Genomic DNA, 10494 nt, shown 5'->3' with positions numbered 1-10494 from the left:
TGGCGGTGCAGGTCGTTGACCGAGACCGCGTGGCCGAACAGCACGTGCATCAACTGCCGCGTGGTGGTGATGGTCGCATCGGGCGGGGGCGGGGTGATGGCCTGGACGAACGCGATCACCGCGCGCGCCCGGGCGCGGCGCTTGATGCCGCTCATCAGACCGCGCAGGTGACGGCTGCCGAGCTCGGGGTGGTCGAGCATCGCCTGCACGGCCGCGTCGTGATCGACGGGGGTGAAGAACGTCATCGTCAGACCGTGCTGTATGGAGATATATCTTTATACAGTACGGTGTTTCGCGTGTCGAGCCGGGGCCAAAAGTATCACTTCTGATAACTCTGCTTACGAGACGCGCCTCGGCGTTGATTGCGAACTGAACCAAACGAGGATATGCTGTGGCATATGCCGTCTCGTTTGAATAGGAGTTGTCCCATGCCAACCCATGACACCCGCCACGCGCGCCTGTTTCGCAATGGGCGCAGCCAGGCCGTGCGGATCCCGCGCGAGTTCGAGCTGCCGGTCTCGGAAGTCACCATCCACCGGGAAGGCCGGCGCTTGATCATCGAGCCCGTGGAGGCCGCGCCGTTGCGTGAGCTGTTTGCCCAATGGACTCCGCTGGACGAAACGTTTCCCGACATAGAAAGCCTGCCGGCTGAACCGGTCGACATCGAATGACGCTGTATCTCCTCGACACTAACATCTTGTCGAACGTGATCCGCGACCCGCGCGGCGCCTGCGCCACCCGCATCGGACAGACGTCGCCCGAACAAGTATGTACCTCGATTATCGTGGCAGCGGAGCTGCGGTTTGGCGTCTGGAAGCGTGGCTCATCCACCCTCGCCCAGCGGGTCGAGCAACTGCTGGCGAGCTTGACTGTGTTGCCGCTGCAGCCCGACGCCGACCGGTGCTACGGCCGGTTGCGGGCCGACCTCGAGAAGCAAGGCCAGCTGATCGGGGCCAACGATATGCTGATCGCCGCGCATGCGCTGGCGGTCGACGCCGTCCTGGTCACGGACAACACGGCCGAATTTACCCGTGTCGCCGGCCTGCCGGTCGAAAACTGGTTGCGGCCGACGACGTAACGCCCACGCCGGCGGGCCGGTGGATTCGGCCGGCGCGATAGTCCACCGTGTGAACCCAAAGGAGCTCGACGATGACCCTGGTAGCGATGCAGTTCAAGGAAGGCGGGTGGGGCAGGGGCCTGGCGGCCGCGGCGCTGTTGATCGCGTTGGCGGCCGTCGACCGCGGGCTGTCGTCGCTCTGGCCGGCCAGCTATGGGCTGGTTCACCCGCTGGCGGCGATCGCCGCCCTGAACATGCCATTGCTGGCGGTGTACCTGATCCTGTGCGCGTGAACGCTTGGGCAACCCGGCTGCGGCCGGGTTTTTCCGGCGCGTCGCCAAGTCCGCTAATTCTTATTAGCGGACTTGTGTTTAATGGGTCAAAACCCCTATAGTGCGAACTGAACCGCGCCGGGGCAGGGGCTCGCGCGGCAATCCGGCCCACCAAGACCATGACTACACTCGACGCGATCCGCTGGGAACAAAACTACGCCGATGTGCAGACAAGCCTGCACCACCCCCGCATCCGCGCCTTTCTCGGCGACGTGGCGCTGCCGGCACTCGGTGCCATCGATCGCGACATCGAACGCTGGGGGAAGACCCGCGAAGGCGGGGCGCCCTTCGCCCGGGCCGACGCCGAGGCGTTACTGCAAGCGACGATCCAAGCGTTCTGCCTGGCGATCCAGTCGATCTGGGAGCGCCAGCTTCGCGTCTGGATGTGCGACTGCGTCCACTATTGTGGCGGCGATGCGCAGCAAGTCCGGCTGGCCCAGCAGGCGCCCCTCGAGCAGGTAAGCCGCCTACTGCTCGATTTGCGCGGCGCGGCGCTCGCGGCGTTCCCGAGCTACCCGGACCTGGAGTATTTGCAGCTGGTCGGCAACGCGTGCCGGCACGGCGACGGGCGCTCGTCCGACGCGCTGTTTCGTGCCCACCGCGAGCTGTGGCCGACGTGGACGTCGGCGCCGTTCCCGTGGCCCGCCGAGAATCCGCCAATGGGACCACCGGCCATTCCATCCTTTCGACACGCGGTCCTCCCGCGAGAATTGCTGACGCGCTTCGTGAATGCGATCGGCTGGTTCTGGGAAGACGTGTCCTACGTGTGCATGAACGGTTTCGTGCAGAAAGATGAGGGGATTGAAAGCCGGCTCGCCGAGCTGCGAACCGCACGTGCTGCGCGTCCCATGAACGAAGACACACAGTGTGCAGCCGACCCTGCCGGCTAGCGCCGGTCATGCTGCAGGCTTTGGCGGTCCGGCAAAAGCGGACCAACTGAAAACCATTCGCCCCGACGCGGGCGGGTTTAGGGGAACCACAATGCTCTACTGCACCTATGCGTGGTGCGGGACCGTCGCCTGGTGGTGCGCGGTTGGCGGCCTGCTGGTCGGGCTGGCCGCGGCTGGCGCCTGGGTCTGGTCGACGCGCGTGCCGCTCGATCCGCTCGAAGACAACCCTGGCGGGATCATGCCCGTGATCCCCGAACTCGAGGCGCTCACGTGGCGCGTCGCCGGCTGGAAGCAGAACGACCGGGCAGGGCGACGCAACCGCATCGCGGCCGGACTGACCGCGGTCGCCGTCGTGCTCAGTGCGGCCGCGTCGCTATTGAGTCTCACGCCTCCCCGATAAATTTGGAACAGCAACGACCGCCGGTCACCGGCGTATCGCACATGAGAGATCTGATCAAAGCCCGGGCTGCGCATCTCAAGCGGGTGCAGTCCAAGAAAGAAGCGGTGCAAGCGAGCGTGCGGGAGTTGGCCGACACGTTGGAAAGTGAACTGGGTCATCTGCAGGTAAGCGGTGAAAGTTCGATCGTCCGGGTCGAGGCCCCGCCGGGCGTTGCCGAATCACCTACCGAGTTGCGCTGGCGCTTCGAGAACCATCGGCTGTTGGTCGTCGCCGGCGATGACCTTTCCGATGTCGCCCGGCGTGACATCTACGACGGGTTCAGTGGTTATCTTGAGAGTACCTGGACGCCCGATCGGTGCCCGGAATATTGGCTCGCACCGCTACTTGCGACCGAAGTCGTGACTTCGCTCGTTCACAACATTGGCGGTGACCGGCTCGATGACAAGGAGGCAAGACTCGACGGCGTGCTTGCAGCGGTCCGAACGCTGCTCTCCGCCGAGTCCGCTGCGATCGACGCCGAGATGAGCGAGAGCCTCGACGCCGCGGGCGACGACAACCTGGTGCGTTTGTGGCAGGACGCGGTCGACGCCACGTATGCGGAAACGGCCGATGCGCTGACGCGCTGCAGCCGCTTCCTCGAGGCCACGTGCGCGAAGATCCTGCGCGAGCGCGGGATTGCCCTTCCGAAGGACAAGTCGATGTCGCCGCTCGTCAAGGCTTGTCTCGACACTCTGACCTGGCCGGACGCCAAAGAAGCCGAGGAGGACGTCCGCAGGTTGCTCGGCGGCATCCAAGGAATCTGCGGCGCCATTGGCGCGCTGCGCACGCATTTTGGAACCGCGCACGGCGCATCGAGTCACCTGCCGCCGCTCGATCCGGGCTATGCGGTGTTCGTGAAGCAGGCGACCGTGGCCGCGGCGCACTTCCTCTTGAACCGTCACCAGGTGAACCCGCCGGTGCCACGCACCGACGACGCGTCATCGGCGCCGCGCTGAGAGCGAGTCCGGTGTAACGGCGACGACAGGATGTGAATAGCCGCGATGGCGGCGGATGTAAATGGCGTTCGTCGTCGCAGTCGAGCGGTGTTCAAGCAAACGGGGAAACAACTATGGCGAAGACTGCGATGTCACTCAAGAATCAGCGTTTGGCAAAGTGCATCGGGGATGCGACGACGCTGGCGGCCTTCCTGGAGCACGTCGACAGGTGGACGTCCGCGAGACCGGCGATCGGGACTCAAATCAATCTGTTTCGCGGTCAGGAAGACGAAACGTGGCGGCTCACGCCCGGGATCGCACGGAAGCAGTATTCGACCCGTGTGAGGCCGGGAACCGAGCAACGCATGTTGACCGAGTTCCAGCATCGCGCTGTTCCGCATCTGGAATCGACGGTTGAGCTTGCCGCCGCCGACTGGCTCGCGATTGCGCAGCACCATGCGATGCCCACGCGACTGCTCGACTGGACTGGCAGTGCACTGGCCGCGCTATGGTTTGCGATCAAGCGGCCGGCCGGCAAGGGAGACGACGGGGCGTTGAAGCCAGCCGCGGTCTGGATGCTGGCGGGGAATGAGGCGGACTTGATCGGCGACGAGGACCGTCACAACCCGCTCGAGATCGCGAACACCAAACTGCTGAAGCCGCGCCACGTGTCGCGGCGCATTGCGGCGCAAGACGGCTGGTTCAGCGTGCATCTCGGCAAAGACGAGGGGGATCTGGGGATGTGGTACTGGCCGCTCGATGCGAACGCCAACTTTCGGGACCGCCTCGCCTACATCCGCATCCTACCTGACGCGTTCGGGCTGATCCGCGCGCAACTGCAGACGGCCGGCATCAACCGCGGCGTGTTGTTCCCGGACCTCGACGGGGTGGCCGGCCGCATTACCGACGCCATCCTGTATCCCGAAGATCAGGAACCGCCGGGCGCCGGCAACCTCGGAGAGGCGTGATCCCGTGGCCAACCGTCCCCAGCAGCTCGACCTGCCGCCACCGCGCACCTACACGCGGACCGAATTCACGGCGCTGCGCGCACGCGTGAAAGGCCTGCCGATCGAGACGATCAAACGGCTCTATTTCGACCTCGACGAACTCGAGCCGCTCGAGGTCGAGCGTCTGCTGCGCACCATGCGCGACGACCTGGTGTCGATCGCGCTGCGCCAGGGTTCGGCCGTGCTGGTCGAGCACCTGCAGGCGTCGATTCGAAAATTCGGCGAACCGCGCCTGTCGCCGGTCTCGCTGCAGATGATCGAGCAGGCCGCGGGCAGCTGGGCGAAGGCCGTGCCGGTCGCCGAGCATGCGATCGCACGCTGGTTCCGGCCGCTGGTCGCGCAGCGCCTGGCCGACGTCGACGTGCACACGCTCGGCGCGCTGGTTGCCTATTGCAACCGCCGCGGTGGCAGCTGGTGGCGCTCGGTGCCGCGCATCGGGGTCGGGCGCGCGCACACGGTGGTCGCATGGTTGCGCCGGCACGCCGAGACGATCGGCGACACGGTGGCCGTTGACGTCGACAGCGTCGACCGGCTGTTGGCCGCGCCAGATGCGCGCGTCGCGCTGCGCCGCGGGCAGCTGGTGCCGATCCACCGGCTGCTGATGCCGCAGGATCTAGCGGGCGCGTGCGGCGCGAATCGCGCGCCGGCGTTTCCATACATCGCCGCGACACACGATCTGGACGCGGTGTTCGCTTACCTGCACCGCTACGATGGCCAGGTCGCGACGCAGCGCGCGTATTGGCGTGAGCTCGAGCGCTTCGTGTTGTGGTGCGTGCTCGAGCGCCGCCGGCCGATGTCGTCGATGCTGGTCGACGACTGCGAAGCGTACAAGGCCTTTCTGGCGTCGCCGTCGGATGCGTTCCGCGGCATACGAGCGCCGCGCAGCTCGGGCCGCTGGCGGCCGTTCTCGCTGGAGCCGCTGTCGCTCGACAGTCAGCGCTATGCGGTCCGGACCTTGCGCGCGGCGTTCGACTGGCTCGTCAAGGTGCGTTATCTGGCTGGCAATCCGTGGGTCGCGGTGGCGGATCCGAAACCGCTGAAGCGCGCGACCACGCTGCAGGTGCAGCGGGCGCTGCCGATCGACGTGTGGGCGAGGGTGCGGACCGAGCTCGCCGGACGCAGCGAGGGCCAAGGGCCGCAGGGCCCCGACTGGCGCATCGCGCGGGTCCTGATCCTGCTGATGGGCGACGCGGGGCTGCGCATCGAAGAAGCAGTGACGGTCGAGCGCGGTGGCCTCCAGTGGTGGCCCGCCGAAGACGCGACGCCGGCGACGTGGCTGCTTCGCGTGATCGGCAAAGGCCACAAGGAGCGTTTCGTGCCCGTCACCGACGACACGATCGAGGCGTTGCGCGACCATTGGCAGGACCGCGGGCTGGATTTCGATGCCGGCGCGGGCGGTCTGCCGCTTGTTGCGCCGACCATGGTGCCGCCCACGCCGGCCGGTCGGAAAAAATTCGGGGTAACGGACGCGGGCGAGATGACGCGGGTAGCCGGTTACACGCCGCGCGCGGCGCGCCGGGTCGTCACGCGCACGCTCGCGCGCCTGATCGAGCAGCTACCGCAGCTCACCGAAACGACCCGGCGGCAACTGGCGCGGACCTCGCCGCACGCATTCCGGCACACGTTCGGCACCCAGTCTGCGACGGCCGGCATGGCGCTCGAGGTGCTGCAGCAAGTCTTGGGGCATGCGTCGCTGCAGACCACCACGATCTACGTGAACGCGGAACAGCAGCGGATGCGCCAGGAGGCCGCGAAATATCACGCTCGGCTGGCGGGTGTCGGTGCAAAAAGAGTCGAGTAGGTGAGGGTAATGGCCCGCTCCCTACGCTCGTGGGTTGACTGCGGGGTAGCGCGTCACAGCAGTTCGGTCACATCTACAGCACATCCAACAAACAGAGGAGAAACCGATGAAACTCGATGTCCCGGAAGTTTTAGAGGGGTATTTCTGGCGGCCGGGTGACACCGAGAGGCTCAGCGGTCGCCTGCGCATATCCGAAATTGGGAAGTGTGAGCTGGAACTGTTGGGCGCATTCGGCGACCCGATCGGTGCTTTCATCTCGGGTTCGACTGACCTCGCTACGATTCATGGCTGGATCGAAGGCGGGGAACGCTGCGTTTGCCGCACTGTTCAATCCGGACTTGACGGACGTCGAGTTGGTTGCCGCTATCGAGGCGTGGCAAGCAGCCCATCTTTCAAAGGCGGCGATGTCGCGCTTGCGCCTGATGAAGCAGGGTGCTGCAGTGGCCAAGGACGCCGTATCTGTGACGTTTCCGAACGGCGAGATTCGAACGCTCGCCCCAGGACCCTCGAGCGTGATTGCGAAGGCTGTCATCGAGGTTTTCGCGCCGCGCTTCTTAAAGCAGCCGACCGTGCTTTGGCTTTCGGAATCGGGCAACAAAGTCGTCGCACGTGATGAAAATCTGGCGAATGCGCTGGGTCTGAGGATCGACGCAACGAAGGCGCTTCCCGACATCATTCTCGTTGACCTCGGTGCCGACGCTAGTGGCACGGACATGCTTGTTGTGTTCACGGAGGTAGTGGCGTCGGACGGCCCAATCAACCGAGAGCGTAAGGTGGCGCTGACCACGATGGCATTGGAAGCCGGATTCGACGAGCGACATCTTGCATTTTTGACGGCGTACTTGGACCGCTCGGGTCAGCCGTTCCGCAAAAGCATCTCGGAACTCGCCTGGGGATCGTACGCCTGGTGCGCGTCTGAGCCCGAGTACCTTATGGAGCTTTGGGCCGGCGACGCGCGCAAACTCAACAACTGATGTGGTCTGAACCGCTCGACCGGAGCCCCCGTCGCTAGTGGCGGGTGAGGTTTACAGAAGTCGGTCAGGCACCACGTGCCTCCGCAGGCTCATACTTTGCCCGCGGCTAACAGGCCTAACCGCGAATAATCGGTCCCATAAGCCGCATGATCCTGGCCTGTTCGTTCTCAAAGAGATGGTTCGCCAGCATTTTGAGAAGCGTCTCTTTCACATCAGACGAAGCGACGTTCGGAAGCTGCTCTGCAATAACGCCGCATACCCGGCTAACCAGTGTCTTGCATGCTTCACGGTCATCCGGCTCGGGCAATGCGCCCACATCTTGTTGAACCACAGCAATCTGAAGCCTGTAGTGCGTGCGGAGTGCATCCTGAACCGCTCGTATGCTGCCGTGGAGAAACGACGCCAAACCCACTTCCGGCGTAACGGGTAGGTACGAAATCGCTGCCCTCTCCCTATCTCTGATCCGAATAATGTCCTCTGCTCGCGCCGTGTTAAGGGTCTGTTCAGCATCCGCATCCAGCATCACATAGCAACGGGTAATAGCAGGAAGCAAAGGCCGTTGACGAACAAAGAATCGCAAGACGTTCGTCATGCCACCAACGGGAATGACCTGTATGCTCGGGGCCAACTGATGGTTCTGATAGACCTGCTGCATGAACCTGAACGCAAACTGTTCTACGAGGACCTGTGCGGCTTCGTCTTCGACATAGACGATCACGTCGGCAGCGGTTTCTTCGCGGTAAGCAAGCGCACCCAACACGAGGGACGGGAAGCACTTGTCTTGGCAGACGATATTTCCAGCCGCGTCCTCTTGGAGAAGCAATAGCCGGCTCGCGTTAGCTTGCTTAATGAGTGTTGCGGAATGAGTCGATACGATAATCGTCAAAGCCTTTTCAGCCGCGATGTCATCAAGATAGCGAAGAAGCGTCACTTGAGCCATCGGATGGAGCGCAAGTTCAAGCTCGTCGATCAACACTAGCGAACCGCGAGGGCAATCTTTCAGTAGGCGCAGCAGTTTCAGGATGCAGAGCTCCCCGAGACTCAAATTCTTTTCTGAAATGTAGTGCCGTACATTTCGTCCTGGCACGGTCGGGAGTTCCAGCAAAAACGCGTCGCTCCCGACTCCAGTCCGGAGATTTATGGTTTTGAGAGCATTAAACTTTCCGGTGTCGAATATCCTGTTCGCCGCAGCAATGATGTCCCCGTGTGCAGGCCGCACTCTCCTCGGCTGAAAGTCGTCCTTGTTGGGCTCAATGCGCGTTGCGTCGGCAGCTATGTAACGTACGGAGGGAAATCCGGCCTGGCTCAGTAGTTTGCTATTAGCCTTCGGTAGCGGAACCCAGCGCTCGCCGCGGTACCGATAGGTCACCGCTGCACCATTGACGTCATAACGGACGGACGAGCCGTCGAAGGAATCAAGCCTGTCTGACTTCTGCGATGCAGGAAAATGTGTCGGAAAGGCATTGCTGTAGCCTATCCGCCGAAGGCACGCCAGCAGAGACGTTTTCCCTGTTCCGTTGGCCCCCGTCAAAAGCCATACCCCAGTATTTGGAATCGAGAATTCTAGGCGACGAATGTGTCGTAGGTTTTCGATTGTGATTCGTACGGCCATCAGCTCCCCCCTTTTGTTTTGTCGCTTCAAACACCCGCGAATGCTACCAGCTTATCTCCTTTACCACATGCCGGGTCAGCGTGCCGTCGCTCCGACAGGTGAGTCGATACTGCAGGTGCGGGTCGACAGTGACGGCACGTTCGCAAAGTGCGTCGACGGCTTGCTGGTAGTGGCACGGATCCGGCGGAAGAGGGGTAGTTTGATGAAGTGCTCGTCTAACGCTTTCGACGAGACAACAACTTAGGACCCCGGATAGACAAACAGCCTCGTCGGTCGACGGCCGGCGAAGTGCAACCGGATGTATAGCGGGCGCCCGATTAGCGCACCCTTGTCCCAGTCGAAATGGTCCGCCTCGGAGAAAACCAATGGGTAGCTAGAGTAAGGCTCGATTCTAGAGTCGACCAGCTCGTCGAGTTCAGGTGACTGAAACGTGTTGTATCGAGCGCATGGCCAGCGCCCATGACGAAGCTGGAGCTCCCAGTAGGACAGGATGAGCGGGCGTCCGGATAGGTTGCGAATCGTGATCGTGTTTCCGCGCTGCTCGTCACTGCAGAACGAATATCCGATGTCGATACGATGGCGGTCTCGCCAAACTTCCCCGATCTTGATCGCACCGAGTGCCGTCGAAAGCACCGCACCCCACACGGCAAGTATCAGCGACAGTACCTGACTGTTCATACACCTTTCCCTGCGTCGTATGTCTTGCGTGCTTCATTGCGACATTCAGCGTAGTAGACCGCAAGGTCTTCCGGCAGGTGCGCGCCATGCGGTGTCCTGAATGTCGACGCGGGGCTATTTGTGCGGATGTATGCGTAAAGTAGGAGGACGCATTTCAACGCGACCTCCAGTGACGGAATCTGCATGACATTGAGGTCGTCCAGATGGGCGATGAACTTGTCACGGTAGACGCGCATCGCGTCCAGGTAGCGATTCCAGTCGTTCAGACTGGTACCCGTGTCGTGTAACACCTCACCGAGAAAGCGTTGCTGCTGGGTGTCGTCCCGAATGACGCGCTTCCAGTGATGGTTGGCTTTTCGGTCGGCAAACAGTTTGCACCACTCGAGAACGGCGATATCGAGCATGTTGCTGTTTACCGTCGCGCCAAATTGCGTGCGTTGCTTCAGATCGCCGGTGCCATCTTCCTTGACGAAACCCACACGGTAGTACGCGATGTTGCGCACGCAGTGGCAGCAGAGCAAACAGACTCGTCGCACAAACCTAGGATCCAGTGACGCGAGTGACATGACAACGCCCTGTTCTTTCAATGAGTATCCGCGATTTATCGGTAGATGAATCGCCCCGGCCACGTCCAGTCAGACGTGGCTTTCCTAGGCACGCCAACTTTCAACATCTTTCCCACTGTTGAATTTCAAGGTCAACGCCAACTCTGTTTTGGCGGGCAACCCGTCTATCCTAGTTTCGAACCGCCAGGTCGATCGATCCAACA

General features: G+C 62.6%; 12 protein-coding genes and 2 pseudogenes. 10 read left to right on the top strand and 4 right to left on the bottom strand.

The genetic code is table 11. The annotated features are described in order from the left end of the window. A pseudogene (locus tag JYJ84_RS18780) lies at window positions 1-245 on the bottom strand (hypothetical protein); the annotation flags it as partial. Between the two features lie 183 nt (window positions 246-428). Between JYJ84_RS18780 and JYJ84_RS18775 the strand changes: the two are divergent. From JYJ84_RS18775 to JYJ84_RS18735, 10 genes and pseudogenes are all read left to right on the top strand, one after another. Further along, window positions 429-671, top strand: coding sequence for an antitoxin (locus tag JYJ84_RS18775; RefSeq protein ID WP_175223213.1), 243 nt, complete (start codon window positions 429-431; stop codon window positions 669-671). Continuing rightward, on the top strand, window positions 668-1078 hold the full coding sequence (locus JYJ84_RS18770) for a type II toxin-antitoxin system VapC family toxin (protein ID WP_098557237.1): 411 nt from the start codon (window positions 668-670) through the stop codon (window positions 1076-1078). Before JYJ84_RS18775 ends, JYJ84_RS18770 begins: the two co-directional genes overlap by 4 nt. A 71-nt stretch (window positions 1079-1149) precedes the next feature. After that, the gene (locus JYJ84_RS18765) at window positions 1150-1350 is read left to right on the top strand and encodes a hypothetical protein (protein ID WP_175223212.1); all 201 of its coding nucleotides are present in this window, start codon (window positions 1150-1152) and stop codon (window positions 1348-1350) included. 158 nt (window positions 1351-1508) lie between these two features. Next, window positions 1509-2279 (top strand): hypothetical protein, encoded by a 771-nt coding sequence (locus JYJ84_RS18760; protein ID WP_175223211.1) that lies wholly within the window; start codon window positions 1509-1511, stop codon window positions 2277-2279. A 91-nt stretch (window positions 2280-2370) separates the two neighbouring features. Continuing rightward, window positions 2371-2679 carry a hypothetical protein gene (locus JYJ84_RS18755; protein WP_175223210.1) on the top strand — a complete coding sequence of 103 codons (309 nt, stop codon included), beginning with the start codon at window positions 2371-2373 and terminating at the stop codon, window positions 2677-2679. A 41-nt stretch (window positions 2680-2720) separates the two neighbouring features. Continuing rightward, window positions 2721-3674 (top strand): abortive infection family protein, encoded by a 954-nt coding sequence (locus JYJ84_RS18750; protein WP_175223209.1) that lies wholly within the window; start codon window positions 2721-2723, stop codon window positions 3672-3674. Between the two features lie 128 nt (window positions 3675-3802). Further along, on the top strand, window positions 3803-4621 hold the full coding sequence (locus JYJ84_RS18745; protein WP_175223208.1) for an FRG domain-containing protein: 819 nt from the start codon (window positions 3803-3805) through the stop codon (window positions 4619-4621). Between the two features lie 4 nt (window positions 4622-4625). Continuing rightward, window positions 4626-6461 carry a site-specific integrase gene (locus tag JYJ84_RS18740; RefSeq protein WP_175223207.1) on the top strand — a complete coding sequence of 612 codons (1836 nt, stop codon included), beginning with the start codon at window positions 4626-4628 and terminating at the stop codon, window positions 6459-6461. 106 nt (window positions 6462-6567) lie between these two features. Continuing rightward, window positions 6568-6720 (top strand): annotated as a pseudogene (locus JYJ84_RS38550) (hypothetical protein); the annotation flags it as partial. A 25-nt stretch (window positions 6721-6745) separates the two neighbouring features. Continuing rightward, window positions 6746-7435 (top strand): BsuBI/PstI family type II restriction endonuclease, encoded by a 690-nt coding sequence (locus JYJ84_RS18735; RefSeq protein ID WP_175223206.1) that lies wholly within the window; start codon window positions 6746-6748, stop codon window positions 7433-7435. 115 nt (window positions 7436-7550) lie between these two features. Here the strand turns inward: JYJ84_RS18735 and JYJ84_RS18730 are convergent, their stop codons facing one another. The 3 genes from JYJ84_RS18730 to JYJ84_RS18720 form a co-directional block, all read right to left on the bottom strand. Further along, entirely contained in the window at window positions 7551-9047 is a 1497-nt protein-coding gene (locus JYJ84_RS18730) for an ATP-dependent endonuclease (RefSeq protein ID WP_175223205.1), read from the bottom strand. A gap of 240 nt (window positions 9048-9287) precedes the next feature. Then, the gene (locus JYJ84_RS18725; protein WP_175223204.1) at window positions 9288-9725 is read right to left on the bottom strand and encodes a hypothetical protein; all 438 of its coding nucleotides are present in this window, start codon (window positions 9723-9725) and stop codon (window positions 9288-9290) included. After that, on the bottom strand, window positions 9722-10228 hold the full coding sequence (locus tag JYJ84_RS18720; RefSeq protein ID WP_175984890.1) for a hypothetical protein: 507 nt from the start codon (window positions 10226-10228) through the stop codon (window positions 9722-9724). Before JYJ84_RS18720 ends, JYJ84_RS18725 begins: the two co-directional genes overlap by 4 nt. Between the last annotated feature and the right edge of the window lie 266 nt (window positions 10229-10494).

The organism is Burkholderia sp. LMG 13014 (genome assembly GCF_905232215.1).
Taxonomy (GTDB): Bacteria; Pseudomonadota; Gammaproteobacteria; order Burkholderiales; family Burkholderiaceae; genus Burkholderia.
This window is presented reverse-complemented; position numbering and strand designations above follow the sequence as displayed.

Coding starts and splice junctions, on each gene's coding strand:
- JYJ84_RS18775 (WP_175223213.1), top strand. CDS start 429: ATGCCAACCCATGACACCCGCCACGCGCGCCTGTTTCGCAATGGGCGC.
- JYJ84_RS18770 (WP_098557237.1), top strand. CDS start 668: ATGACGCTGTATCTCCTCGACACTAACATCTTGTCGAACGTGATCCGC.
- JYJ84_RS18765 (WP_175223212.1), top strand. CDS start 1,150: ATGACCCTGGTAGCGATGCAGTTCAAGGAAGGCGGGTGGGGCAGGGGC.
- JYJ84_RS18760 (WP_175223211.1), top strand. CDS start 1,509: ATGACTACACTCGACGCGATCCGCTGGGAACAAAACTACGCCGATGTG.
- JYJ84_RS18755 (WP_175223210.1), top strand. CDS start 2,371: ATGCTCTACTGCACCTATGCGTGGTGCGGGACCGTCGCCTGGTGGTGC.
- JYJ84_RS18750 (WP_175223209.1), top strand. CDS start 2,721: ATGAGAGATCTGATCAAAGCCCGGGCTGCGCATCTCAAGCGGGTGCAG.
- JYJ84_RS18745 (WP_175223208.1), top strand. CDS start 3,803: ATGTCACTCAAGAATCAGCGTTTGGCAAAGTGCATCGGGGATGCGACG.
- JYJ84_RS18735 (WP_175223206.1), top strand. CDS start 6,746: ATGGCTGGATCGAAGGCGGGGAACGCTGCGTTTGCCGCACTGTTCAAT.
- JYJ84_RS18730 (WP_175223205.1), bottom strand. CDS start 9,047: ATGGCCGTACGAATCACAATCGAAAACCTACGACACATTCGTCGCCTA.
- JYJ84_RS18725 (WP_175223204.1), bottom strand. CDS start 9,725: ATGAACAGTCAGGTACTGTCGCTGATACTTGCCGTGTGGGGTGCGGTG.